We start from the raw sequence: 25,236 nt of genomic DNA on the forward strand, positions 1-25,236 counted from the left end.
TCGCGCCCCGACCTGCGCGCCGAGGAGGAGGCGCTGCGCCGCTGGGCCGCTGCGGCCGCCCTGGCGCGGCCGGCGGGCAAGGTGGTCGTGGTCGCCGACGGCGGGCTTCCCGCCGTGCAGGCGCTGGTGCGCTGGGACCCGGCGTGGTTCGCCCGCCGCGAGCTCGACGCCCGCGCCGAGCTGCGCTTCCCGCCCGCGATCCGGATGGCCTCGCTGACCGGCGAACCCCGCGCGATCGCCGAGCTGATGGACGGCGCCGAGCTGCCCGACACCTCCGAACCCCTGGGTCCGGTCGAGGTCGACGGCACCACCGAGCGGTTGCTGTTGCGGGTGCCGCGCCGCGACGGCCCCTCGCTGGCCCGGTCGCTGCACGATGCCGCCGCCGCCCGTAGCCTGAAGAAGGATTCCGCCGCCGTGCGGATTCAGATAGATCCCCGCGAGCTGCTGTGAAACGCAGCTCCTCCCATTTCTAATTTATAGCCTCCGCCGTCAGTGGACAGTGCGCCGGGGCTCGCTTGGGGCATCCGTCATAGCTCACAATCAACGATCAAACCCGCAGGGTGAGCGACGACAGGAGCCGACGACGTGCCCATCCCGACCGACAGCGTGTTCGACCTTCCCGATCGCCTGGCCGCCAAGGCCGACCCGAAACTGATCGCCGCCGACGAGCGGTTCTTCGCCGCGTTGGCCGACTGCCTCGACCGGAGGGTCGCCGACCTGCGCACCCGCCTCGACGACGCGCGCAGGCAGCCGGGCGGCATGGGCCGCAAGGCGCTGGACCGCGACCAGGAGATCCACCGGCTCACCGCCCGGCTGCGCACCCTGCGGCGCTTCGGGCTGGACCTGTGCCTGGGCCACATGGTCGGCCAGGACGGCGCCGAACCCACCTACATCGGACGGATGGGTCTCACCGACGCCGAGGGCCGCCGCCTGCTCGTCGACTGGCGCTCGCCGGCGGCCGAACCGTTCTTCGCCGCCACCCACGCCGAACCCATGGGTCTGGCGAGCCGCCGCCGCTACCGCTGGACGCGGGGCCGCATCGGCGACTACTGGGACGAGGTGTTCACCGCCGACGGCTTCGACGGCCACGCCGCGGCCCTCGACGACCAGTCCGCGTTCATCGCCAGCCTGGGCGGCAACCGCACGGGTCAGATGCGCGACGTGCTGGGCACCATCCAGGCCGACCAGAACGCCATCATCCGCGCCGGTTCCTCCGGCGCCCTGGTCGTCGACGGCGGTCCCGGCACCGGCAAGACCGTGGTGGCGCTGCACCGCGCGGCCTACCTGCTGCACGCCGACCCGCGGCTCGGCGACCGCCACGGCGGCGTGCTGGTCGTCGGCCCGCACCAGCCGTACCTGGACTACGTCGCCGACGTCCTGCCCAGCCTGGGGGAGGAGGACGTGCAGCTGTGCATGCCGCGCAGCCTGGTCGCCGAGGGCTCGGTGGCCGCCGTCGAGCCGAACGAGGAGGTGGCGCGGCTGAAGTCCTCGGCCGACCTGGTGAGGGGCATCGAGACGGCCGTGCGGTTCTACGAGGAGCCGCCCGCCGCCTCCACGACCGTCGAGACCGACTGGGGCGACGTGCGCCTCACGGCCGCCAACTGGGCCCGCGCCTTCGAGGCCGTGGAGGCGGGCACCGCGCACAACGAGGCGCGCGAGCAGATCTTCGACGAGCTGGCGGCGATCGTGGCGCACAAGCTCCGCGGGGACGTCGCCGAGAGCGAACTCCGCAAATCCTTGCGGCGCAACCACACCCTGACGTCTACCCTGAACGGGGCCTGGCCCTTGCTGGAGGCCGCCGACCTCGTCGGTGACCTGTGGACGGTGCCCGCGTACCTGCGGCTGTGCGCGCCGTGGCTGAGCCCCGACGAAGCGCGCCTGCTGCGGCGCGACGACCCCCACGCCTGGACCGAGTCCGACCTGCCGCTGCTGGACGCCGCGCGCCGCCGCCTCGGCGACCCCGACGCCGACCGCCGCCGGCGCCGACACGCCGCCGCGGTGGAAACCGAACGCGCCCAACGAAACGCCGTCGTCGACAACCTGATCGCCGCGGCCCGCGACTCCGGCGCCGATCTCGACGAGGGCATGGGTCTGGTGACGATGCTGCGCGTCGAGGACGCCCAAAGCGTCCTGGTCGACGCCGAGGCCCTGACGTCTTCGCGCCCCGATCGGCTCGCCGGGCCCTTCGCTCACGTCATCGTGGACGAGGCCCAGGAGCTCACCGACGCCCAGTGGCAGATGTTGTTGGCGCGCTGCCCGTCGCGCAGTTTCACCATTGTGGGCGATCGCGCCCAGGCCCGCCACGGCTTCACCGAGTCCTGGCGCGACCGCCTGGCACGCGTCGGCCTCGAGCGCGTCAACCTGGCCACACTGACCATCAACTACCGCACCCCCGAAGAGGTGATGGCCGCCGCCGAGCCGGTGATCCGCGCGGCGCTGCCCGACGCCAACGTGCCGACCTCCATCAGAAGCGGCGGCATCGGCGTCGGCCACGGGTCCGCCGCGGAGCTGACCGCGATCATCGACGACTGGCTGGCCGGCAACGCGGACGGAACCGCCTGCGTCATCGGCGATCCCGGCTTCGCCGCGAGGCCGCGGGTCCGCTCGCTGACGCCCGTCCTGTCCAAGGGCCTGGAGTTCGACCTGGTGGTCCTCGTCAATCCCGAGGCGTTCGGCGAGGGCATCGAGGGCGCGGTGGACCGCTACGTCGCCATGACCCGCGCGACCCAGCGCCTGGTGGTGCTCACCGGTTCCTGACGTCACACCTCCCGGGTTGACGATCGCCCTCCCCATGTTCTATGGTTAGTTAGTCAAGTAATGAACCACTGAGCTAGCGAACCGGGAGGTGCCGGATGTTCGACGACTACAGCCCGATCTACCGGCAAATCGCCGAGCGCATCAAGGCGGACATCATGTCCGGGGCGCTGGCCGAGGACACGCAGGTCATGTCGACCAACGAGTACGCCGCGACCTATCGCATCAACCCCGCGACCGCCGCCAAGGGCCTGCGCGAGCTCCTCGACGAGGGGATCTTGTACAAGCGGCGCGGCATCGGCATGTTCGTCAGCCCGGACGCCCGGTCCCGGCTGCGCGGCGACCACCGCGGTCGGTTCTTCACCGACGTCGTGGACCCGATGATCAAAGAGGCCCGGACCATCGGCATTCCCCTGACCGATGTCGTCGACCACATCCACAAAGCAGAAACCGGTGAGAACTCATGAGCTTCGGAATTGAGGTCGAGAACCTCAGCCTCGACTACGGCGACACCCGGGCGCTGGACGACATGTCGTTCACCATCCCGAGTGGAACCATCGTGGGTCTGCTGGGCCGCAACGGTTCCGGCAAGACCTCGCTGGTGTCGGTGCTGGCGGCCTTCCGCCGGGGCAGCTCCGGCGAGGTGCGCGTCGACGGACAGGACCCCTTCGAAAACGCCGAGATCATGGCCAACACCTGCCTCATCCGCGAGGGCGGCGACGTCGCCGACAACGAGCGGGTGTCCAGCGTGATCGACTTCGCCGCCCGCCACCGCCTCAACTGGGACGCCGCCCTGGCCGACCGCCTGCTGGACCGCTTCAAGCTGCCCCGCAAGAAGCGCGTCAAGTCGCTGTCGCGCGGCATGCGCTCGGCGCTGGGAGTCGTGCTGGGCATGGCCAGCCGGGCGCCGCTGACCATCTTCGACGAGGTCCACCTGGGAATGGACGCGCCGTCACGGTACGCCTTCTACGAGGAACTCCTCAACGACTACCTCGAGCACCCGCGCACCGTCATCCTGTCCACCCACCTGATCGAGGAGGTCGCCTCGCTGTTCGAGGACGTCCTCATCATCGACCACGGCGGGGTCGTCATGCACGAACCCACCGAGGACGTCCGCGAGCGCGGCGTGGCCATCACCGGCCCCATCGAGGCCGTCGACCGCTTCTGCGAGGGCATGACCGTCCTGAATCGACAGCAGCTCGGCGGCTCGGGCCAGGTCACCACCTTCGGCACCATGACCGACGACCGCCGCCGCGAGGCCAAGGCCGCCGGACTCGAACTGGGCCCGGTGCCGCTGCAGGACCTGTTCGTCCACCTCACCAAGGACAAAGAGGACCGGTCATGACGCGCCTGCGGACGAACCGAGCCACCGCGGTGGCGGCGGACCTGGTGCGAGCGCAGGGATACATCGTCCTGCTGTTCTGGGGCGCCATGATCGCGCTGTTCGGCGTCATCTCGACGCTGGTCAACATCCTCGGCACCTCGCACAGCAGCGCCTGGGTGGGTGCGCGGTGGTGGCCGCAGTTCTTCCTGTTGTCCATGGGAGTCCAGCTCACCGCCCAATTCCTGCGCATCCACGTCAGCCACGGCGTCACCCGGCGGGCCTTCGCCCTCGGCGGAGTGCTGTACGGCGTCGGCATGTCGGTGTTCAGCGGGATCGTCATGCAACTGGGCTTCGTCGTGGAGCGGGCCGTCTTCGCCGCCAACGGGTGGGAGCAGTTCCACGACCAGGTCGACATCGTCGCCTCGCCGCTGCGCGCCATGGGTTCGGGCCTGGAGTTCGTGGCCCTGTACGCCGCCTACTTCTTCGCCGGCTGGCTGATCTCCACCTGCTTCTACCGGCTGGGCGTCGTGATCGGCCTGCTGAGCATCATCCCGGCGGTCGCACCGTCCGTGACCATGGAACTCCTGCAATGGCACAACCCCACGCTCCTGGGAATGCTCGGCTCGGCCGGGCGCTCGCTGGGCCTCACCGGGACCGTGTCGACCTACCCGGCGATCGGCGCGATCGCCGTCGCCATCCTGGCCGCATTGACCATCGCGCAGCTGAAGACCGCCGCCATCAACGAAAAGTAAGACCATCACCGCTTCGACCAGAAAGGACGCGAACCATGTTGAGCTCCATCGCTCCCGGTGCGCTCCTGACCGGACTACCGGCCTTCGCGGCCATGGTGCCGGAACACCCGGACGCGGCGCCCCACACCGACCACCCGGTGCTGGCGCTGTGCGTGGCCGGGGCGGTATTGACCGGCGGGATCGTCGTGGAAACCGTCCGGCACCACAGGAAGCGGCGCGTCATCGAGCCGCGCCAGCTCACACCGAAGCCCCGCCCCTACCTGCGAGTCCAGGTACTCACGCCCGAAAGGAAGCGCTCCAATGACCGCACGCACGCTGCCGTCCTTGCCGCTCATCGCCCATGACCTGGTGAAGATCCTCAAATGGTTCGCCCTGGTCTGGGGCGCGCTGGTAGTCGTGGTCGCCGGCATCATCGCGGTGACGGCGACGCTGTACCACCCGCCCACCAGCAGCATCCTGGACGGTTCGCTCAACGCCCCGCGCTACTGGGGCCTGGTGACCGGCGTTTTCGTCACCTACGGCGGCCTGCCGCAGTACGTCGCCGCCGGGCTCACCCGCCGGCGGTTCGCGATCAACGCCGCCATCGTGTCGGCCGCCGCGGCCGTCATGGCCGGCGTGCTGACGACGATCTCCCTGTACGTCGAGGGCCTGTTCTACGACGCGCAGGGGTGGCACCACAAGCTGACCCAGCCGCACCTGTTCACCTCCAGCGACCAGGTCGCAACGGCGTTGTTGGAGTTCACTCTGGTGTTCGGGACCTACTTCTTCGCGGGCTGGATGATCGGCTCGGCCTTCTATCGCTGGCGCCTGTGGGCGATCCCGCTGGCGGTGGTCGGCTACGGCCTGGCCCTGGCGACCGAGGCGGCCCTGGGAACGGGCTGGATCGCCAGCACGCTGAACAACACGGTGGGCAAGGTCCACGGCTCGATGCCGCTGGCGGTGGTCGTCGGCGTGGTCGCCATGGCCGCGATGGCGGTGACGAACTGGGGCCTGGTGCGCGACGTCCCGATCGCGTCGCGCCGCACCTGACATGCGTCACGGTGGCGAGAGACCTTACTCAGCAGGCACTTAGACTGGGGCGGTACCGGCGGCACGATGAGTGCCGCCGGAGTTGTGGAAGGCACTAAAGGAGCCAACAATGACCGTCCAGCCGATCCGCCTGTTCGGCGATCCGGTACTGCGCACCCCCGCCGACGCGGTGAACACCTACGACAAGGAACTGCGCAACCTGGTTCGCGACCTCACCGACACCATGCTCGACGAGGGTGGTGCGGGGCTGGCGGCACCGCAGCTCGGGGTGGCGCTGCGGGTCTTCGCCTTCGATGTGGACGACGTGGTGGGCCACCTGGTGAACCCGGTGCTGGAGTTCCCCGACGAGGAGGAACAGGACGGACCCGAGGGGTGCCTGTCCATCCCGGGGCTCTACTTTGACACGGTGCGGCGCCAGAACGTGATCGCCAAGGGGTACAACGAATACGGCGATCCCCTGCAGATCGTCGGCACGGGTTTGATGTCGCGATGCCTGCAGCACGAGACGGACCACCTGGAGGGCGTGTTGTTCCTGGATCGGATGGATCCGGAGCGGCGCAAGGCCGCGATGAAGGAGATTCGGGCCGCGGAGTGGTATAACGACGCCGTCAAGGTCAAGGTCTCGCCGCACGACACCAAAGGGGTGTTCTTCAAAAAGTGAAGCTGGTTTTCGCGGGAACCCCCGAGGTGGCGGTGCCGTCGCTGCGCCGCATCGCCGACTCCGGACACGAACTGGCGGCCGTGGTGACCCGGCCCGACGCCCCCAGCGGGCGGGGCCGCAGGCTGCATCGGTCCCCGGTGGGGCAGTGGGCCGACGACCACGGCGTGGAGGTGCTGACCCCCGCCAAGCCCCGCGAACCCGAGTTCGCCGAACGCCTGCGCGCCATCGCCCCCGACTGCGTGCCCGTGGTCGCCTACGGGGCCCTGGTGCCGCAGTCCGTTTTGGACATACCCGCCAAGGGGTGGGTCAACCTGCACTTCTCGCTCTTGCCCGCGTGGAGGGGGGCGGCGCCCGTGCAGCACGCCGTGTTGAACGGTGACGAGCTGACGGGCGCGTGCGTGTTCCAGCTGGAGGCGGGCCTGGACACCGGCCCGCTGTTCGGCAGCGTGACCGAGCCGATCGCCGCGCGCGACACCTCGGGCGACCTGCTGGAGCGCCTCAGCGAGTCGGGCGGCGACCTGCTGGTGCGGGTGCTGAACGCCATCGACAGCGGCCAGGCGCGGGCACAGCCGCAGCCGTCCGACGGGATCTCCTTGGCGCCCAAGGTGAGCGTGGACGACGCGCGGGTGCGCTGGGACGACCCCGCCTTCGCCGTCGACCGCCGCGTAAGGGCGGTGACCCCGGCGCCGACCGCCTGGACCACCTGGGACGGTCAGCGGGTGCGGCTCGGCCCCGTCATCCCCGACCCCGACGGGCCCCGCCTCGCGCCCGGCGCCGTGGCGATCGGCAAGAACGCCGTGCACGTCGGCACCGCCACGGAATCGGTGCGGCTGTCGGACATCCAGGCGCCGGGCAAGAAGCGGATGCCCGCCGACGCCTGGGGTCGCGGGCTGCACGCCGACGCCGAAATCGCGTTCGAGTGAGCCCGGCGGCCCGCCCCCGAAGGTCCACCGTAGACGCCGCGCGGCGCGCCGCCTACCAGGCGATCGCGGCGGTGACCGCCGACGACGCCTACGTCAACCTGGTGCTTCCGAAACTCCTGGCCCGCCAGGGCATCGACGGTCGCGACGCCGCCTTCGCCACCGAGCTGGCCTACGGCACGTGCCGCTATCGCGGGACCCTGGACGCCATCATCGGCGCCGCCGCGCGCCGCGACCCCGCCGGGCTCGACGCCCCCGTCCGCGACGTCCTGCGGCTGGCCGCCTACCAGCTCCTGCTCACCCGCGTGGCACCCCATGCCGCGGTCGACACGGCGGTGTCCCTGGCCCGCGCCGAGGCGGGGCACCGCACCGCGGGGTTCGTCAACGCCGTGTCGCGGGCGGTCGGGCGCAAGACCTTCGACGCGTGGATCGCCGCGCTGTCCACGGGGGACGAGGTGGGCGACCTCGCGCTGCGCCACGCCCATCCGAAGTGGATGGCGGCGGCGCTGCTGGAGGCCCTGGGCGACACGGACGAACTCGCCGCGGCCCTGGAGGCCGACAATCGGGCGCCCGCGGTGCACCTGTGCGCCCGCCCCGGCCTCATCGACCGCGACGACCTCGCCGCCCGCGTCGACGGCCACGATGGACGATGGTCGCCCCAGGCGGTGTATCTGCCCGGCGGCGACCCCGGCGACCTCGACCCGCTGCGCCGGGGACTCGCCCACGTCCAGGACGAGGGCAGCCAACTGGTCGCCCTGGCACTGGCGAACGCGCCCGTCGACGGCGACGACTCCCGCTGGCTCGACCTGTGCGCGGGCCCCGGCGGCAAGACGGCGCTGCTGGGAAGCATCGCGGCCCAACGAAACGCGCGCGTCACCGCCGTGGAGGTGGCGGAGCATCGGGCCCGGCTGGTCGACAAGGCGACCCGCGGCCTGCCCGTCGAGGTGCTCGCCGCGGACGGGCGGACCTTCGACCCCGGCGTCGGCTTCGACCGCGTCCTGGTGGACGCGCCCTGCAGCGGCGTGGGCGCCCTGCGGCGCCGGCCCGAGGCGCGATGGCGCAAGCGACCATCCGATGTGGATGAGCTCGTCGTCCTGCAGCGCGAGCTGCTGGGAGCCGCCCTGCGCCTGGTGCGCCCGGGCGGGGTGGTCGCGTACGTGACCTGCTCCCCGCTGCTTCCCGAGACCCGCGACATCGTCGCCGCCGCCGACGCCGAGCCGATCGACGCCACCGCGCTGTTCCCCGCCGAGATGGCCCTGGGCACGGGCCCGACCGTCCAGCTGTGGCCGCACCGGCACGGCACCGACGCGATGTTCTGCGCACTGCTGCGCCGATCCTGACGGTGCCCGTGAGGCAGGGGGTCGTTCCCGTCGTGACGGTGCCCGTGATGCGGGTAGGGGTCGCGGCGGGGCCGTGTCCGTCTTGACGGTTGACGCGGGGGAGGGCCGCGGCCGGGCCGCGCCGTTCCTTAGCCGCCCACCAGGGTGGGCAGTTCGCCGATGTGGGACAGGACGTGGGTGGCGCCCGCCTCGCGCAGGGCGTTGGTGTCGTGGGAGCCCGTGGTGACGCCGGCGACCAGGGTGGCTCCCGCGCGAAGTCCACTGTAGAGGTCGCCGACGCTGTCGCCGACGACCGCGACCTGGCGGACGTCGGCGATGCCGAGGGTGAGCACCGCGTGCAGGATCATGTCGGGAAAGGGGCGGCCGCGCAGGCCCGAGCCGGGGGCGATGGCGAGGTCGACCGCGTCCTCCCAGCCCAGGGCGCGGATGATCGCCTGCTGAGTGCGCGGGGAGAAGCCCGTGGTGAGGGCGACGCGGATGCCCTTGGCGCGCAGGGATTTCAGGGTCTCGTCGGCGTAGGGGAGGGCGGCGATGCGGCCGTCGGCGGCCCAGGTGGCGATGGCGCGCTCGAAGGCGAGGTTGGCGAGCTGGGCGGCGTCCTCATGGGAGCAGATCGAGCGGAAGACCTCGATCTTGGAGGTGCCGGTGGTGGCGCGGACGTACGCCATCGCCTTGTCGTGGGCCTCGCCGCCCGCCTGGAGGCCGCACTCCTCGAGGGCCGCCGAGGCCGCCTGCTCCACGATGCCGTCGTCGCGCACGGTGGTGCCCGCCATATCGACGCACACCAGGGTGAATCGCTTCATGATCGTCATCCTTCGTGAACATTGCGACCGCGACGTCCACGCGAGGTGTCGGGCGGGTGAACGGGATCGAACCTACTCCGCGTCCGCCACGGGCCAGGCGCGCATCGCCGCCGCGGCGACCCCGCGCAGCTGCTCGCGGGTGGCCCCGTCCCTGGCCTGTGCCGACATTCCCTGGATGACGGCGCCGACATACATGGTGAGCGCCTCGGCGTCGGCGGACGCATCCAGCAGTCCACTGTCGATGTCGCGTTGAATGCGGCGTCTCACCACGGCCGTGTTGGCCAGGCGGCGGTCGCGCAGGGACGTGGCGACCTCCGGTGTGGCGCAGTTGGTCGCGGCGCTGAGCACCATGCACCCCGGCGGGTGGGCGGGATCGGTGAAGTCGTCGGCGCGATCCCGCAGCAGGCGGGCGATGCCCTCGCGGGCGCTGGGGGCGGCGTCCAGGATGGCGCTGAACTCGATGCGCCCGGCGTCCTGGTAATGACGGATCGACTGCTCGAACAGCTCGCGCTTGCCGCCGAAGGCGGCGTACAGGCTGGGCGCGGCGATGCCGAGCGCCGCGGTGAGGTCGGCGATCGACGTGGCGTCGTATCCCTTGTCCCAGAACAGTCGCATCGCGGTATCGAGCGCGGCGTCGCGGTCGAAGCCGCGCGGCCGTCCCGCCTTGGTGGTCATGCGGATCATTCTATATCGAGTGCTAAAGAATGTGTTAGGCTCCGATTCTGTATCGACCGCTACATAAATATCGAGGAGGACGTCCATGGCCGACCTGGACAACAAGATCGCGCTGGTGACGGGCGCGAGCCGCGGCATCGGCCGCGCCATCGCCGAGCGGCTGGCCGCCGACGGGGCCGTCGTCGCCGTCCACTACGGCTTCAATGCGGACGCCGCGGACGAGGTGGTCCGCGAGATCAGGGCCGCCGACGGCCGCGCCTTCGCCATCGGCGCCGAGCTCGGGACCGACGGCGACGCCGAGGCGCTGTTCGCCGCCTTCGACGCCGCGATCGCCGAGTACGCCGCGACCCCCGCGCTGGACATTCTGGTCAACAACGCCGGGGTGCTGGGGCCCGGCGCGATGCCCAAGGTGACGCCCGAGGGGCTGGATCGCATCTTCGCGATCAACGTCAAGGCGCCGTTCTTCATCGCGAGACTGGCCCTGGAACGCATGCGCGACAACGGACGCGTCATCAACGTCTCCAGTGGAGCGTCCCTGATCCCGTGGACCCAGGACCCGGGCTACGGGATGAGCAAGGCCGCCCTCGACAGCCTCACCCTCACCCTGGCGAAGGCGGCGGGCGAGCGCGGCATCACCGTGAACTCGGTCGGCCCGGGGCCCGTGCGCACCGACATGAACCGCGAATGGTTGATCGAGAACGAATCCGGCGCCAGGGAGGCCGCGGCGGTGTCGGTGTTCAACCGCGTCGGCGAGCCCGCCGACATCGCCGACGCGGTGGCGTTCCTGGCCTCGCCCCAGGGCCGCTGGGTGACGGGCCACTGGCTCGACGCCACGGGCGGCGCGCTGCTGCGGGTGTGATTTACGCGGGGCGGGGGGAGCGCGAGGCGAAAGCGACGGCGGCCAGCGCCAGCAGCACCGCCGAGGCGATCAGCATCGCGTCGACTCCCGCCCCCCAGCCCGCGCCGCCGATGACGGTGACCGCCACCGCCAGCCCGACGGCCGAGCCGACGTAGCGGGCGGTGTTGGCGGCGCCCGACCCCATGCTGGCGCGCTCGGCGGGAACGCTGTCGACGGCCATGCGGGCGTTGGCGGAATTGACGAGGCCGCAACCGATTCCCGCGATCCCGAACCCCGCGATGGCGTGCGGCAGCGACCAGTGATCGACCGTCCCCAGGAGAAACAGCTGCCCGATGTGGATGGCGTAGCCGAGGGCGAGCTGGCGATTCGACGACAGCCGCAGGTACCGCGACAGTCGCGCGGTCACCATGGCCAGCAGCGGGTACGACACGAACACCGCCCCGACGAACAGCGCCCCGAAGCGGTGCGTGTTCTCCCAGGCCGTGGGCACCGCGCTGAGCACGCCGATCATGATCAGCCCGTTGAGCCCCGATCCCGCGATGGACAGCAGGAAGGGACGGTGCCGAAACAGGTGCAGGTCCACCATGGGCGCGTGGTGGCGCCGCGACAGCACCGCGAAGCCGGCGACGGCCAGCGCCGTCACCACCGCCAGCACCACGACGGACGGCTGGGTCCAACCCGTGCGGGCCAGGGTGAGCGCGGCCAGCAGCGCCGCCATGGCGGTCACCGCGGTGACGATCCCGCCATAGTGGACGGGACGCCGCCGCGCGGCGCGCGATTCGGGCAGCCGCGTCGCGGCGGCCGCCAGCACCACGCCGAGCGCGGCGAACACCCAGTACGCGGCGCGCCAACTCACCGACACGGTGAGCAGGCCCGAAACGATGGGGCCCAACACCAGTCCCGTGCTCAACGCCGTCGCCCACAGCCCGGTGGCCCTGGCCCGCGCCGACGGCTCGGTGAAGGTGTGGCCGATGGCGCCCAGGCTCGAGGCGATGATCGCCGCGCCCGTGGCGCCCTGGAGTACCCGCCCGGCGATCAGCGTCGCGGGATCGGCGGCCACGGCGGCCAGCGCGCTGCCCAGCGCGGTGCCGAGCGCGCCGATGATCATCAGGCGGCGGCGCCCGAAGTTGTCGGCCAGAGTCCCGGACACCAGCAGCGCCGCGGCCAGGCCCAGTGGCGAGGCGTTGAGGATCCAGGTCTGGGCGGCCGCGCCGGCGCCCACGCCGCGCGCGGTCGGGGGAAGCGTGATGAGCGGGGTCGTGTAGTTCATCAGCACCGGAATGATCGCGGCGCAGGCGATGCCCAGCACTGCCGTCGCGGGCGCGCGCGACGGTCGCGGCGCCGGGGTGACGGCGGGGGAGGCGAGGTCCACGGGAACTCCTTGGTTCGGTGATTGAACTCTCGCCGACCCTAGCATCGTTGGTTCGGTCACCGAACCAATCGCGGGTATGATGGTCGTCATGGCTTTGGGAAGGGACTACGACAATCAGGACTGCGCGATGGCGCGCGGCCTGGAACTGGTGGGGGAGCGCTGGACCCTGCTGATCGTCCGCGACGCCTTCTACGGCGTGCGGCGCTACAGCGACTTCCTCGCCCACCTGGAGATCCCGCGCGCCGTCCTCGCCGACCGCCTCCACACCCTGACCGAGTCCGGCGTGCTGTCCAAGGAGGCCAGCCAGGGCTCGTCTCGCGCCGAGTACGTGCTCACCACGATGGGCCTCGGCCTGTGGCCCACGCTGGCGGCGCTGTCGGCGTGGGCGACCGAGTTCCTCCGCGACGGCCCCGCCCACCGCTACTACACCCACGCCGCCTGCGGTACCGAAATGGTCGATCGCGCATCGTGCCCCGCCTGCGGCGTGCGGGTGCCGGTGGCCGACATCGTCACCGGCCCGGGCCCGGCCGCCGACCGGACCCGGACCGACCTGGTCAGCGTGGCGATGCTCCAGCCGCGACGTCTTCTGGAACCGATTCGCTAGAAGCCTCGCGGCGCTTGCGCACCGCCAGCGCGATGCCGACCGCCGTGATGGCCAGCGCCAGCCACGCGAACCAGTCGCCGAGTCGGTGGTAGACGGTCGGCTCGCCGTCGACGCGCACCGACGCCACGGCCTCGCGGGAACCGTCCGACAAGACACTGCCGTAGCGATCGCTGACGGTCATGTGTCCCCATTGGCCCGCCCGCGCCAGCCCGAACCCGTGCTCGACGGCGCGAACGATCGCGATGCGGCTGTGCCACCAGCCGTCCACCTGAAAGTCCATGGCGGGAGCCAGGACCAGGCCCGAGTACGCCGACGCGGGGTAGGAGTAGTCGAGGTCCTTGCACACCGCCAGGCCGAAGCGATGCCCGTCGACGTCCACGGTGACCGACGTGTCGCCCGCGGCCAACCAGTTGTCCTCCAGCCCCGGGATCAGGTGGTTCTTGCGGTAGATCGTCGGATCGCCGCCGTCGGCGGGGAAGTAGGCCGCGACATTGTGGACGGTCTTGCCCTCGCCCAGCGCCATCCCCGCCACCACGCCGATGCGGTGCCGCTTGGCGATGTCGCGCCACTTGTCGAGATAGGAGTGCTCGTTGGCCTTGGCGTAGGCGATCTTCTCCGACAGCACCACGACCGTGACGCCCCGATCGGCCAGATCGCCGATCGCGTCGTCGTATTGGCGCATCAGCCGCTTGGCCTCGGGCTTGGTGACGCGGATCGAGTCGGTGGAGGCGGGCAACGCCAACGCCGCGACCTTGACCGTGCCGTCACCGTCGTCGGCCTGGGCGATCCGAAGCGCCCCGAAGGCGACGCAGCCGCCGACGACCAGCACGCCCGCGACCGCGATCCAGGTGCGCGCCGACCCTCCCGCCCCGGGCGCGGCGACCGTGGCGATCACCGCGGGCGCCAGCATCAACACGAACGTCAGCCCCCAGATCCCCGTCACCGACACGATCTGCGTCACCCAGGTGAGATCGGCCTGGGTGTAGGCGATGCTCCACCATTCGCCCGCGGCGCCGTAGTTCACCAGGTACATCGCGTACTCCACGCCCACCCACGCGGCGGGGGCGGCCACGGCGGCCAGAACGAAGCGCCGCCGCAGGATCAGGGAGCGGAACAGGCACGCCATCCCGCCGAACGCGGCCGAGGTCACGACCGCCATGACCACGACCAGCACGATCGGCAGCTGAATGGTGTCCACGTAGTACCACCACAGCTTCGCCCCGCCCACCAGCCACGCGATCCCGCCCGCGGAGAAGGCGGCGCCGCGCCCCACCCTCGGGGCCAGCAGCAGGATCGGCAACGGCGCCACCCACACCAGCCACGGGATCGGATCGAGCGCGAATCCGAACATGTACAGGGCCGCGGACGCCGCCGCGGCGACGATCATCCACATGAGACGACTACTTCTCGAGAATGCCATTGAGCAACAACTCCATCGATTGGTGGCACAGGCGGCGAAACTCCTCGGGGGAGACGTCGACGCGTTGGTTGACGTACAGCTGCGTCATGCCGTGAATCAACGCGGTCACGGTCAGGGCGAGCTGCCAGGGCTCCATGGGGCGGATCACGCCCTCCTCCACGGACTTGGCGATGAATCCGCGCATCAGCGCGAAGGTGGGCGAGGCGTCGTCGGCGAAGTCGCCGGGGAAGCGGCGGGCGCCCGGGCGCTTCTCGATGAACAGGAACGCGAAGAGCCCCGGATTGTCCAGGGCCAGATCCACGAACAGATCGACGATCGCGTGGCCCGACTCGGTCGGGTCGCCGGGCAGCGGCTCCCGGCCCCAGCGCCGCGCCACGGCCTGGAACTGATCGTCCGCCAGCCGCCGCAACAGGGCCTCGCGCCCGGGAAAGTAGCGGTACAGGGCCATGGGCGTTACGCCCACCACGGCGGCGACGCGGCGCATGGTCACGGCGTCGCTTCCCGACGACAGCAGCAGATCCGTTGCCGCGTCGAGGATGCGCTTATCGGTCTCGGTCACGTATACACCGTATACCAAAGTGTCCGTGGCGCCCGTCACGGGATGGCGACCGTTGCGATTTTGTTGTAGTCGCCTCTGTACCAGCCGTCGGTTCTATGCCTAAACTGTCTGCGTGCGCACCACAGAGACAGTGATCGCTCCCAGCCTGCTGGCGGCGGATTTCGCCCGGCTGGCCGAGGCGAGCGCGGCCGTGGCGGGGGACGCCGACTGGTTGCACGTGGACGTGATGGACAACCACTTCGTGCCCAACCTCACGATGGGCCCGCCGGTCGTGAAATCCCTGAAGGCGGCCACCGACGTGCCGCTGGACTGCCACCTGATGATCACCGACCCCAAGCACTGGGCCGTCGGCTACGCCGAGCTGGGCGCCTACAACGTCTCATTCCACGCCGAGGCCTGCGACGACCCCGTCGGCCTGGCCCGCGACCTGCGGGCCGCGGGCACCAGGGCGGGCCTGGCCGTCGACCGCGACACCCCGATCGAGCCCTACCTGGAGCTGTTGGGCGAGTTCGACACCCTGCTCATCATGACCATCAAGGCGGGCTTCGGCGGCCAGTCGTTCATGCCCGAGCTGCTGAACAAGGTGCGCGCCGCCCGCGCCGCGGTCGCCTCCGGCGACCTCGAGCTGCGCATCGAGGTGGACGGCGGCATCGCCGACGACACCATCGCCCAGGCCGCCGAGGCCGGCGCCGACGCCTTCGTGGCGGGCACCGCCGTCTACGGCGCCGCCGACCCCGCACAAGCCTGCCGCCGCCTCCGCTCCCTCGCGGATCAGGCATCCCGACGCGGGCGCGGCGATCCCACCCCGGATTCACGTCCGCCGTTGGCCGGGGGTGATTGAGCTGGTAGGAGCCCCCGACACCCCTTCGGAACTCGTCCTCGTGGTCGATGCGGACACCGAACTCGCCGAATACCTCTCGGCGCGGCTGCGAGACAACGGTTTCGACACCTCCATCGCGCGAGACGGCTACAAGGCATTGGCCCAGATCGCGCGGCGCCGCCCCGACCTGGTGCTGATGGAGGTGGACCTGCCCCTCATTGACGGACTCGAACTGACCAGGCAATTGCGCGGCGACCCGATGACGGCCTCGCTGCCGGTCATCATGGTCTCGGCGCGCGGATTGTCGTCGGACCGCATCGCCGGGCTGACCGTCGGCGCCGACGACTACGTGGTGAAGCCCTTCGACGCCGCCGAGGTGGTCGCCCGGGTGCGTTCGGCGCTGCGGCGGCACCGGGAGATCCGCGAGGTCTCGCCGCTGACCGGGCTGCCGGGCAACGCCCGCATCCTCGCCGAGATCGCCGAATGGGTCCGCGGCGGCGAACAGTTCGCCCTCGGATACATCGACATCGATCACTTCAAGAGCGTGAACGACGCCTACGGGTTCGTCCGCGGCGACGAGTTCATCCAGTCGCTGGCCGGTTCCCTGCACCGCGCCGTGCTGGCCGCCGGGCCGCCCCCGGCGTTCATCGGTCACGTCGGCGGGGACGACTTCATCTTCATGTGCGACCTGCTGCTGGTCGCCCCGATCACCCGCCACTCGATCGCGGAGTTCGAGACCCGGGCGGCGGCGCTGTGCGACCCGAACGACGCCGCGCAGGGCTACATCGAATCCACCGACCGGCAGGGCAACCAGATGCGTGCCCGGCTGCCGACCCTGTCGATCGGCGTCGCGCTGTCGGGGCAGCGGCACTTCAGCGATCCGCGCGAGGTCGTCGCGGTGGCCACGGAGATGAAGAGCGTCGCCAAGTCCCACCCCGGGTCCTATGTGGCCTACGATCGGCGCCACGACATCCGCAACGCCGACTACTCCGAACTGGCGAACCTCGGCTACGTCGCCGACTGAAGCGGGACGACCTTGCGGTGCTTGCCGCCGGGCGACCGCTCGGGGGGCTCGGCCGAGCGCGCCACCGCGATCTTGACCAGGTCGTAGTTGTCCAGCATGGACCGAAGGTCGTCGCAGACCGAATCCCATACCGCCGCCGCGTCGGCCCCGGGCGACACCCGCAGCCTGACCTCCAGGACCGACGGTTCCGTTTGGATGACCTGATAACCGTCCACGCCCACGGTTCTTTCGACCGTGGTCACCACCGCCACCGCGGCCACGGGCACGACCTCCCCGTCCGCGTTGGTCAACCGCAGGCCGTCGCAGGCTCGGCCGTTCACCTTGACCGCCAGGAACGGGCTGCCGCAGGGGCAGCCGTCCGGGCGGACGGTCACGCTGTCGCCGAGGTCGTAGCGCAGGATCGGCTGTTCCCTGCGGTACAGCACGCTCAGCAAGACGGTGTGGGACGGCTCGCCGGGCGGCGTCGGAGCGCCGTCGGCGTCCACCGGTTCGTAGTAGAGCCAGTCCTCGTTGATGTGGAACCAACCGTGCGAACAGGTCGCGGCGAGCACCAGGCTCTCGCTGGAGGAGTACATGTTGTACGCCCGGCACCCGAACGCGCGACCGATGCGCTCGTACTCGGTGTCGGCCAGGCCCTCGGCGGCGAGCGCCACGATGGTCGGACTGATGCGGAGCCTTCCGGCCTCCTGCTCGGCGGCCAGCAGCGCGGCGACCGAGGCGTAGGCCGTCAGCAGCGCGGGTCGCCGCGCGTTGAGGTGGTCGACGAGCTCGTCGATCGGGCTGATGACCGACAGGATCTCGGACCTCTTGGCGCTCTTGGGGTCGTCGCGCAGGCGCTGCCTCATCATGCTGTAGGCGGCGTAGTGGCCGTGGGTGGCCACGATGGACGTCGAGCGTCCACCCCGCAGCCTCACGCTCGCGGCCCGCAGGGGACCGCCGAACATGGCCTTCGTCCGGCGCGCGCCGATGACTCGCGACACCGCCCAGGTGTGGGTGTCGCTGAGGAAGATGCCGCGTTGCCCGCTGGTGCCGGTGGTCGTGGCCACGGTGTAGCCGTCGCGGTAGATCTCGCCCGCCCGGGCGGGCTCGTTGACGAATCTCTTGACGGCCTCGAGCGTGATGTCGGGATCGGTGACCCAGTCGTCGAACCGCTCCATCAGGCGCTCCTTGTCGGTGACGGGCAGCGCGGTGACGTCATCGACGTGCGCCCGGAGCCCAGCGTAGAGCTCGCGGAAGTAGCGCGAACGGGCCCGGGCGTGCGCCACAGCCTCGGCGAGTCGTTCGGTGCGCTGTCTTTCGATCTCGGGACGTCCGAGCTTGGTCGCCCGGTGGGCCAAGTCCATCAGGGCCCCGGGGTCGTCGGGCATCGGTCACCTCTCGTCGATGTTGACGCGAATTATCCATCTTGCGTCACGACTGTCCGGTTCGCCAGTCACCACGGTGAAATGAGAAGCGCCTGAATCAACACGGCCGCAACACTCCCGCCGGCGACCAGTCGCCATGGGGCCGGTTGCGGCGGCCCGCCGGGGCGGCGCGGCGCCGTGGCGGCGATGGTCAGCCACGGGAAGAACGGCAGCCAGGTCTCCTCCACGCCGCCGCGCGCGGTGCCCGCCGCGATGGAGAACAGCACCGCGGCGCACGCGCCCACCAGCAGCGGCCAGGCGGGCGTGTTGCGGCACTTGCGGGCGCTGGCGACGATCGGCGGCCCGCACGCCAGCACCACGACGGCGAGACTGAGCGGGATCCACCAGCCCGCCGAGCGCCCGTCGCCGACCCGGTCCAGGAAGCCGTGGTACGCGGTCGTGAGCCCGTCGGCCCAGTCGAAGCCGGACGCGGCGATCACCGCGACCACCCCCACCACCCCCAGGCCGGTGGCGAGGTTGTGCCAGGCGCGGCGCCGCGCGAAATACAGGCACACCATGGAAAGCCCGAGCCAGGCGGCGATGTAGCCGAACATGGTGGCCGCCGCCAGCAGCACCCCGGCCGCCACGGCTCCCGCGACGGCCAGCCACCCCCGCCGATTCCGGTGGCTGGCGAAGGTGGCCGCACCCAGGGCGCACGCGCCCAGCAGCGCGGTGATGGCGTCGGGGCCGACCGCCATCCAGATCGCGTACGGGGCCAGCACGAACACCGGGGCCAGCCGCCGGGCCGCCGCCCGCCCGCAGAAGGACCGCGCCACCTGCAGGGCGACCGGCACGGTGGCCGCGGCCGCCAGCGTCCACACCAGCCCCGTCGCGGTGGGCGACAGCCCCACGGAGTGCAGCGCCCACAACACGATCACCGGCCCCGGCGGATGACCGATGGCGGCGGTGGAGTCGGGTCCGTGCGCATCGTTAAGCGCGGTCAATATTTCACTGATTGATCCGAACGAGTGAGTATCGGGGGTGTATCCATCCTCATTGGTCACGTATCGGCGCAACCCGTCCGTCCCGTGGGCCAGGGCCAGGGACAGCATCCACGCCACCGACGCCACATAGGACAGACCCAGCAATCGTCCCCAGTGGCACCGCGCGCCGAGGCGCCCCGCGGCCGTCCACAACACGACCCCGGCTACCAGTGCGGCCGCGACGGCACCCAGTGTCACATCGATCCGGTAGTACAACAGGAAAGGCGGCGCGTCGGTTCCCAGATCGGCGCCGATGATCACCGCGACCGCCGCGACCGCCAATCCCGCCGCGACCAATCCCAGCCACACGAACACATCGACGATTTCCAGCCGCCGCGCCGTCCGCTCGACCGCCCGGGGCCGGATCTCTAGTTGTGCCACGGGATCCCACGCTATCGGGTATCCGACAGAAACTTGTTTCCGACTTGCCGAAGCGCTACAACTGGGCCGGGCGCAAGATCACCCGCAACACCCGTACCCATACTCTTGCGAGGAGCGTTAAGGGAAACGCATGGCACACAATGAAACCCGGACCGGTGATGGGAGGAGCCGCCGCATCAACGGAGAGGAGCGGTTGGCGCTGATCAAGGAGCTGGTGACCGGGTACAGCGAAGGGCAGAGCATTCGTGCGCTGGCGACGTCGGTGAACAGGTCCTACGGCTTTGTGCACCGCGCGCTGTCAGAGGCGGGCGTGAAACTCCGCAAACGCGGGGGGCGTCGGACCCAGGCCGCCACCTAGTACCTCCAACTAGGTGCGGACAGCGGCTACGATCTCTTCGCGACGATCACCCCCGATCGTTGAGGGAATGACTCGATGGTGGTGAGATTCCAACCGTGTCCGACGCACCAAGTGTGAAAACGGAGATCGACGGGCCGGTAGCGCGGGTAACGCTCTGCCGGCCTGAAACGCGCAACGCTCAAACACCCGACATGTGGGGGGAGCTGCGCGAGGCCGGACGCGACCTGACCGGCGACGTCCGCTGCGTCATCGTGGGCGGCGAGGGACAGGCGTTCTCGTCCGGATTGGACCTGTCGGTCCTGTCCAGCGGCCTGCCCCAAGAACTCGCCGAGGCCACCGACTCCGACGCCGAGGCCCGCCTGTGGTCGTTCCAGGAGGCCTTCGACTGGCTACGCCGCCCCGACCTGGTGTCGATCGCGGCGGTACAGGGATTCGCCATCGGCGCCGGGCTCCAGCTCGCGCTGTGCTGCGACCTGCGCGTGCTGGCCAGCGACGCGCGGCTGCGCGTCGGCGAGCCCGGCCTCGGCCTGGTTCCCGACCTGGGCGGAACCAAGCGACTCGTGGCCCAGGTCGGCTACTCGCGGGCCGTGGAGCTGTGTCTCACCGGCCGCAACGTCACCGCCGAGGAGGCCCGCGAACTCGGCCTGGCGACCGCCGTGGTGCCGTCCAAGGAGCTCGAGGACGCCGTGGAGGACCTGGCGCTCGCGGTACTGTCGGTGCCGCGCGACACGTCCGTGGAGGTGAAGTCGCTGCTGCTGCAGGCGGCGGGGAACGACGACTCCACCCAGCTGGCCGCCGAGCGCGCCGCCCAGCTCCGCCTGCTGCGGGCCCGGGCACAGGTGGGGGAATAAAAGGACGCGGCCGCCGCTTGCGACCGTCGATGATTCGACATTAAGTAGGTGATGCGTCGTGGCCATGATGGGCGGACCGGCCATGCAGGCGATGCGGTCCATGCATCGCGCGGACGACAAGCTCGCGACCACCAAGCTCACCAAGGGCATGTTCCGCAGGATCATGCTCTTCGCGCGGGGCTACTGGCGGTCGATCTCGATCTTCCTCGTGACCGTGATCGCCTCGGCGGCGATCGGTGTGGCCACCCCGGTGCTCGCCGGCAACGTGGTCAACGAGATCACCCACAACGACGACGTGTCCAAGGTGCTGCGCATCGCCGGCCTCATCGCGATCCTGGCCCTGTTCGACGGCGGGCTGTCCCTGGCCAACCGCTGGTACTCGGCGCGGGTGGGGGAGGGCCTGATCTTCGAGCTGCGCCGCAAGGTCTTCGGCCACGTGCAGTCCATGCCGCTGGCGTTCTTCGCCCGCACCCAGACCGGCGCGCTGGTCTCCCGGCTCAACAACGACGTGATGGGCGCCCAGCGCGCCTTCACCACCACGCTGTCGGGCCTGGTGTCCAACGCGATCGCCGTGGCGCTGACCCTGGCGGTGATGATCGCGCAGTCCTGGCAGATCACCCTGATCTCGCTGGTCATCCTGCCGGTCTTCCTGATCCCCGCCAAGATGATCGGGCGCAAGCTGGCCACCCTGACCAAGCAGATGTTCGAGTTCAACGCCAGCATGAACGCCCAGATGACCGAGCGCTTCGGCGTGGGTGGCGCGCTGCTGGTGAAGCTGTTCGGGCGCCCCGAAAAGGAGCTCGAGGACTTCTCCGGCCGCGCCGACCAGGTGCGGGCCATGGGCGTCACCACCGCCATGTACGGCCGCACCTTCATCGTGGCGCTCACCGTGGTCGCCGGGCTCGCCCAGGCCGTCACCTACGGACTCGGCGGCTGGTTCGCCGTGTCCGGTGCGCTGAGCGCCGGAACCGTCGTCACGCTGGCGCTGCTGCTGACCCGGCTCTACGGCCCGCTGACCGGGCTGTCCAATGTGCGCGTCGACGTGATGAGCGCCCTGGTGAGCTTCCAGCGCGTCTTCGAGGTGCTCGACCTCAAGCCCATCATCACCGACGCCGACGACGCCAAGCTGATCCCGTCCGGCCCGGCCACCGTGGAGTTCGACGACGTCCGCTTCGCCTACCCCGCGGCGTCCGAGGTCTCGCTGGCGTCGCTGGAGGACGTCGCGGGTCTCGAGCAGTACGACAACGCCGAGGTCCTCAAGGGAGTGACGTTCGCGGTCAAGCCCGGCAGCATGGTGGCGCTGGTGGGCCCGTCGGGCGCCGGGAAGACCACCACCTCGCTGCTGGTGCCCCGGATCTACGACACCACGTCGGGAAGCGTGCGCATCAACGGCGTCGACGTGCGCGACGCCCAGTCCCAGTCCCTGAAGGACACCATCGGCGTGGTCACCCAGGACGCCCACATGTTCCACGAGTCGATCCGCGCCAACCTGGCCTACGGCCGCTCCGACGCCGCCGACGAGGACCTGTGGGACGCCCTGGAGCGCGCGCAGATCGCCGAGGTGGTGCGCCGCCTCCCCGAGGGCCTGGACACAGTGGTCGGTGAGCGCGGCTATCGCTTCTCCGGCGGGGAGAAGCAGCGACTGGCGATCGCCCGGCTGCTGCTGAAGTCGCCCAGCGTGGTGATCCTGGACGAGGCCACCGCGCACCTGGACAGCGAATCCGAGGCCGCCGTGCAGCGCGCCCTCAACGAGGCCCTGGCCGGTCGCACCGCCCTGGTGATCGCGCACCGCCTCTCCACGGTGCGCGACGCCGACGAGATCGTGGTCCTCTCCGACGGCCAGGTCGCCGAGCGCGGCACCCACGAGGAGCTGGTCACCGCGGGAGGGCTGTACTCCGAGCTGTACCGCACCCAGTTCGCGCACGCCGCCGGGCCGAGCGTCGAGCCGACCGTCGGGTAGGGACGGTCACTTCGTCTTGACGTCGGGAATCGACGGGGCGTCGACGGCGAGATCGGTGAGCTGGCCGACCGAATAGCTGAGGTCCTCCAGGTCGCAGGTCGGCTTGGTGAACTTCTCGTTGTAGGTGCCGCAGCGGTTGCTGACCGACACCGCCGTATGGTCCTCGCGATACGCCACCACGGTGAACGAGGTGAGATCGACGCTGGCGGACTTCACCATGTCGGTGCCGTAGGCGTAGATCCGCTCGCCGCCGGGCCCGTCCGCCTTGGCGCAGGTGCCGAATTCCGGGTCGATGGCGCTGGCGAGCTCGTCCCTGTCGACCGGCATCAGGGAGTCGCACCACGCCAGGTACTCGGAGTCGCCGTTGTCGTCGAAACCGTCGGTGGTGGCGGGCGCCTCCTTCCAGGTGCCCGGCGCGTACAGCGTGATGGCGAGCTCCTCGTGGGAGTTCTTCTCGGCGACGTCTCCGCTGGTGAAGTACGCGGGGACGGCGTCGTCGACCTGGGCGGTCAGCTCCAGGGGCAGGTCGTCGACCACCTGCTTGCCCTTGGCGTCGGTCCAGGTGGCGGGCTGCACCGTGACGTGCGGCGCGGCCTCCGCGTGCGCGGTCCGCAGCCGCTTGCTGAGGGTCCCGGTGGTGTCGTCGCGGTACTGGTCGCCACCGATGGCCGGATAGTCGGCGCCGGTGCGCGGCCCCGCGGCGGCGGGGGTGGACAGGTGGTTGACGGCGCCGGGCACCACCGCCGCGGCCACCAGGGCCACCGCCAGTACCACCGCGGCGGTCGAGGCGTAGGCGATGCGCCGCGCCCGGCGGGCCCGGCGCCCGGCGGCGAGCAGGTCGTCGGGGGTGTGCCGGGTCGGCGGTTCGACAGGGGGCAACACGGCGCCCAGCACGCCGCGAATGTCGTCGTTCATTGCTTCAACCCTTCGCGCTCGTCGTCGAGCGAATCCGACAGCAGCCCGCGCAGCGCCGCCAGACCGCGGGCGGTTTGACTCTTGACCGTCGCGGTGGAGCAGCGCATGATCTGCGCGGTCTGCTCCACCGACAGGTCCTCCCAGTAGCGCAGGACGAGCGTGACCCGGCGGCGATGCGGCAGGCGCGCCAGCGCCTGGCGGACGACCAGCCGATCGGTGCTGGCGTCCTCCTCGCTGGGCCGCGGCGTGTCGGGCAGGTCGTCGGTGGAGTGTTCCCGTCGAAACCAGTAGCGGCGCTGGACGTCCTTGACGCTGTTGATGACGATGCGTCGCACGTAGCTGTCCATGGAGTCGATCTTGGAGCGCGTCCAATTGAGGTACAGCTTGACGAACGCCGTCTGGACGGCGTCCTCGGCGCGGTGCCAGTCCCCGCACACCAGGTAGGCGAGCCGTCGCATAGAGTCCATTCGGGAAGCGACGTAGTCACAGTACTCAGCCTCCTGCTCGGGACTCATGGGCGCGGTTTCTCCTCAACCTGTCGTCCGTAGACAAGACGCGTCGGACCCGGGCATGGGGATGCCCGGGTTTCGTCGGAATCGTCGTCAAGGTTATACAGCCGATGCTCCGGCCGAGCGACTCGGCCGGAGCAGTAGGTGCGGCTGGGCGGCTGCTACTTCACCGCGTCGGTCGGCAGCGACGTTGCCAGGTCGGTCAGCTCGTCGAAGGACAGACCGGCCTTGTCGCCGGATCCGAGCGCGGGGTCCTTCTTGGTGGCCTCCCGGTCGTCCCACAGCACGATGGCGCTGCCGTTGCTGCGGTAGAAGGCGATGCCATGGTTGCGGCCGGTCACGCTGCCGGAATCGGTCATGGTCTGGTCGATCTCGACGACTCGCTGGCCGTGCGGCCCCTTCACCTCGTCGCACTTGTTGTCGTACGTGGTGCCGCCGTCGGCGGCCTTGCCGCAGCGGACGAGGTCGAAGAAGTCGCCGTCGCCCTTGGCCGGGCCGTGGTTCACCGGGCCCCTCGTGCCGTTGGTGTAGCCGCCCGCCGAGTAGACCGTCAGATCCAAGGAGTCGTTGCCCGTCGTGTGCGGGAAACGCACGTCGGTGCCGACGGCGCTGTCCTCGGTGTCCCAGGCCCGCGCCAGTTCGTAGACCGGCATGGTGAACCCCGTCGGCGTGCTCGGGTCCTGACCCTGGGGGGTGGTGGTGGACAGGGCGTACTCGAAGCGTTGTGCGGGAGTCAGCTTGTACTTCGGGGTGCCGCCGTCGGCGCGGATCTCGTCGTTGGACTTGAACGTGTAGTCGGAGTGCTTGTCCAGCCAGCCCCAGAACGCCTCGGTGTAGGCGTCGGTGATCCTGGTGTTCTCGCCCTCCAGCGTCTTGCCGTCCTTTTGGTCCAGCTCGTAGTACTTGTGCTCGTCGAGCTTCGGCAGGTCGACCGTCGGCTGCACGCCGTGCCCGTCGGCC

26 protein-coding genes and 1 pseudogene are annotated in these 25,236 nt (G+C 70.5%); 17 read left to right on the plus strand and 10 right to left on the minus strand.

Annotation, left to right across the window (positions count from 1 at the left end):
• From VE172_RS00565 to VE172_RS00610, 10 genes and pseudogenes are all read left to right on the plus strand, one after another.
• Nucleotides 1–450, plus strand: a pseudogene (locus VE172_RS00565) (primosome assembly protein PriA); the annotation flags it as partial.
• A 135-nt stretch (nucleotides 451–585) separates the two neighbouring features.
• Entirely contained in the window at nucleotides 586–2,757 is a 2,172-nt protein-coding gene (gene helR, locus VE172_RS00570) for an RNA polymerase recycling motor ATPase HelR (protein ID WP_324795638.1), read from the plus strand.
• 95 nt (nucleotides 2,758–2,852) lie between these two features.
• Entirely contained in the window at nucleotides 2,853–3,221 is a 369-nt protein-coding gene (locus tag VE172_RS00575) for a GntR family transcriptional regulator (RefSeq protein ID WP_324795641.1), read from the plus strand.
• Nucleotides 3,218–4,099, plus strand: a complete 882-nt coding sequence (locus VE172_RS00580; RefSeq protein ID WP_324795644.1) for an ABC transporter ATP-binding protein — start codon at nucleotides 3,218–3,220, stop codon at nucleotides 4,097–4,099. The genes VE172_RS00575 and VE172_RS00580 overlap by 4 nt, the downstream gene beginning before the upstream one ends.
• Complete coding sequence (locus VE172_RS00585; protein ID WP_324795647.1) at nucleotides 4,096–4,830, plus strand: hypothetical protein; 735 nt, start codon at nucleotides 4,096–4,098, stop codon at nucleotides 4,828–4,830. The genes VE172_RS00580 and VE172_RS00585 overlap by 4 nt, the downstream gene beginning before the upstream one ends.
• Nucleotides 4,831–4,865: 35 nt before the next feature.
• Entirely contained in the window at nucleotides 4,866–5,174 is a 309-nt protein-coding gene (locus VE172_RS00590) for a hypothetical protein (protein WP_324795650.1), read from the plus strand.
• Nucleotides 5,131–5,859 carry a hypothetical protein gene (locus tag VE172_RS00595; RefSeq protein WP_324795652.1) on the plus strand — a complete coding sequence of 243 codons (729 nt, stop codon included), beginning with the start codon at nucleotides 5,131–5,133 and terminating at the stop codon, nucleotides 5,857–5,859. Before VE172_RS00590 ends, VE172_RS00595 begins: the two co-directional genes overlap by 44 nt.
• 109 nt (nucleotides 5,860–5,968) lie before the next feature.
• On the plus strand, nucleotides 5,969–6,520 hold the full coding sequence (def, locus tag VE172_RS00600; protein ID WP_324795655.1) for a peptide deformylase: 552 nt from the start codon (nucleotides 5,969–5,971) through the stop codon (nucleotides 6,518–6,520).
• Nucleotides 6,517–7,443: a methionyl-tRNA formyltransferase gene (fmt, locus tag VE172_RS00605; protein WP_324795658.1), complete on the plus strand. Its 927-nt coding sequence runs from the start codon at nucleotides 6,517–6,519 to the stop codon at nucleotides 7,441–7,443. The genes def and fmt overlap by 4 nt, the downstream gene beginning before the upstream one ends.
• On the plus strand, nucleotides 7,341–8,780 hold the full coding sequence (locus VE172_RS00610) for an RsmB/NOP family class I SAM-dependent RNA methyltransferase (RefSeq protein ID WP_414715045.1): 1,440 nt from the start codon (nucleotides 7,341–7,343) through the stop codon (nucleotides 8,778–8,780). Before fmt ends, VE172_RS00610 begins: the two co-directional genes overlap by 103 nt.
• 128 nt (nucleotides 8,781–8,908) lie before the next feature.
• Here the strand turns inward: VE172_RS00610 and VE172_RS00615 are convergent, their stop codons facing one another.
• Nucleotides 8,909–9,583 (minus strand): HAD-IA family hydrolase, encoded by a 675-nt coding sequence (locus VE172_RS00615; protein WP_324795664.1) that lies wholly within the window; start codon nucleotides 9,581–9,583, stop codon nucleotides 8,909–8,911.
• 72 nt (nucleotides 9,584–9,655) lie between these two features.
• Nucleotides 9,656–10,258, minus strand: a complete 603-nt coding sequence (locus VE172_RS00620; protein ID WP_324795667.1) for a TetR/AcrR family transcriptional regulator — start codon at nucleotides 10,256–10,258, stop codon at nucleotides 9,656–9,658.
• Nucleotides 10,259–10,343: 85 nt separating this feature from the next.
• Between VE172_RS00620 and VE172_RS00625 the strand changes: the two genes are divergently transcribed.
• Nucleotides 10,344–11,117, plus strand: a complete 774-nt coding sequence (locus VE172_RS00625; RefSeq protein WP_324795671.1) for an SDR family NAD(P)-dependent oxidoreductase — start codon at nucleotides 10,344–10,346, stop codon at nucleotides 11,115–11,117.
• Between the two features lies 1 nt (nucleotide 11,118).
• Here VE172_RS00625 and VE172_RS00630 read toward each other — a convergent pair whose 3' ends face one another.
• Complete coding sequence (locus VE172_RS00630; RefSeq protein ID WP_324795674.1) at nucleotides 11,119–12,489, minus strand: MFS transporter; 1,371 nt, start codon at nucleotides 12,487–12,489, stop codon at nucleotides 11,119–11,121.
• An 88-nt stretch (nucleotides 12,490–12,577) separates the two neighbouring features.
• Here VE172_RS00630 and VE172_RS00635 point away from each other — a divergent pair, with 88 nt between their 5' ends.
• Complete coding sequence (locus tag VE172_RS00635; protein ID WP_324795676.1) at nucleotides 12,578–13,093, plus strand: winged helix-turn-helix transcriptional regulator; 516 nt, start codon at nucleotides 12,578–12,580, stop codon at nucleotides 13,091–13,093.
• Here the strand turns inward: VE172_RS00635 and VE172_RS00640 are convergent.
• Both VE172_RS00640 and VE172_RS00645 read right to left on the minus strand, forming a co-directional pair.
• Nucleotides 13,044–14,486 (minus strand): nitrilase-related carbon-nitrogen hydrolase, encoded by a 1,443-nt coding sequence (locus VE172_RS00640; protein ID WP_324795679.1) that lies wholly within the window; start codon nucleotides 14,484–14,486, stop codon nucleotides 13,044–13,046. The two genes, VE172_RS00635 and VE172_RS00640, sit on opposite strands and share 50 nt — an antisense overlap.
• 7 nt (nucleotides 14,487–14,493) lie before the next feature.
• Nucleotides 14,494–15,072 carry a TetR/AcrR family transcriptional regulator gene (locus VE172_RS00645; RefSeq protein ID WP_324795682.1) on the minus strand — a complete coding sequence of 193 codons (579 nt, stop codon included), beginning with the start codon at nucleotides 15,070–15,072 and terminating at the stop codon, nucleotides 14,494–14,496.
• Nucleotides 15,073–15,184: 112 nt separating this feature from the next.
• Here VE172_RS00645 and rpe point away from each other — a divergent pair, with 112 nt between their 5' ends.
• On the plus strand, nucleotides 15,185–15,913 hold the full coding sequence (rpe, locus tag VE172_RS00650) for a ribulose-phosphate 3-epimerase (protein ID WP_324795687.1): 729 nt from the start codon (nucleotides 15,185–15,187) through the stop codon (nucleotides 15,911–15,913).
• A 1-nt stretch (nucleotide 15,914) separates the two neighbouring features.
• Nucleotides 15,915–16,916: a GGDEF domain-containing response regulator gene (locus VE172_RS00655; protein ID WP_349258206.1), complete on the plus strand. Its 1,002-nt coding sequence runs from the start codon at nucleotides 15,915–15,917 to the stop codon at nucleotides 16,914–16,916.
• On the opposite strand, the gene VE172_RS00660 is transcribed toward VE172_RS00655, so the two are convergent.
• Nucleotides 16,901–18,283 carry a hypothetical protein gene (locus VE172_RS00660; protein ID WP_324795692.1) on the minus strand — a complete coding sequence of 461 codons (1,383 nt, stop codon included), beginning with the start codon at nucleotides 18,281–18,283 and terminating at the stop codon, nucleotides 16,901–16,903. The two genes, VE172_RS00655 and VE172_RS00660, sit on opposite strands and share 16 nt — an antisense overlap.
• Nucleotides 18,284–18,348: 65 nt before the next feature.
• Nucleotides 18,349–19,683 carry a hypothetical protein gene (locus VE172_RS00665; protein ID WP_324795695.1) on the minus strand — a complete coding sequence of 445 codons (1,335 nt, stop codon included), beginning with the start codon at nucleotides 19,681–19,683 and terminating at the stop codon, nucleotides 18,349–18,351.
• Between the two features lie 130 nt (nucleotides 19,684–19,813).
• Between VE172_RS00665 and VE172_RS00670 the strand changes: the two genes are divergently transcribed.
• The 3 genes from VE172_RS00670 to VE172_RS00680 all read left to right on the plus strand — a co-directional run bounded on the left by VE172_RS00670 (nucleotide 19,814) and on the right by VE172_RS00680 (nucleotide 22,852).
• Entirely contained in the window at nucleotides 19,814–20,041 is a 228-nt protein-coding gene (locus tag VE172_RS00670; RefSeq protein WP_324795698.1) for a helix-turn-helix domain-containing protein, read from the plus strand.
• 95 nt (nucleotides 20,042–20,136) lie between these two features.
• Nucleotides 20,137–20,892: an enoyl-CoA hydratase/isomerase family protein gene (locus VE172_RS00675; RefSeq protein ID WP_349258205.1), complete on the plus strand. Its 756-nt coding sequence runs from the start codon at nucleotides 20,137–20,139 to the stop codon at nucleotides 20,890–20,892.
• Nucleotides 20,893–20,959: 67 nt separating this feature from the next.
• Complete coding sequence (locus tag VE172_RS00680; RefSeq protein ID WP_349258207.1) at nucleotides 20,960–22,852, plus strand: ABC transporter ATP-binding protein; 1,893 nt, start codon at nucleotides 20,960–20,962, stop codon at nucleotides 22,850–22,852.
• Between the two features lie 6 nt (nucleotides 22,853–22,858).
• Here VE172_RS00680 and VE172_RS00685 read toward each other — a convergent pair whose 3' ends face one another.
• From VE172_RS00685 to VE172_RS00695, 3 genes are all read right to left on the minus strand, one after another.
• Nucleotides 22,859–23,767, minus strand: a complete 909-nt coding sequence (locus VE172_RS00685; RefSeq protein WP_324795701.1) for a hypothetical protein — start codon at nucleotides 23,765–23,767, stop codon at nucleotides 22,859–22,861.
• Nucleotides 23,764–24,282, minus strand: a complete 519-nt coding sequence (locus tag VE172_RS00690) for a SigE family RNA polymerase sigma factor (RefSeq protein ID WP_324795704.1) — start codon at nucleotides 24,280–24,282, stop codon at nucleotides 23,764–23,766. The genes VE172_RS00685 and VE172_RS00690 overlap by 4 nt, the downstream gene beginning before the upstream one ends.
• A 155-nt stretch (nucleotides 24,283–24,437) precedes the next feature.
• On the minus strand, nucleotides 24,438–25,236 hold a 799-nt coding region (locus VE172_RS00695; RefSeq protein WP_324795706.1), incomplete at its 5' end, for a hypothetical protein.

Source organism: Stackebrandtia sp. (genome assembly GCF_035643755.1).
In the GTDB taxonomy this organism is placed as follows: domain Bacteria; phylum Actinomycetota; class Actinomycetes; order Mycobacteriales; family Micromonosporaceae; genus Stackebrandtia.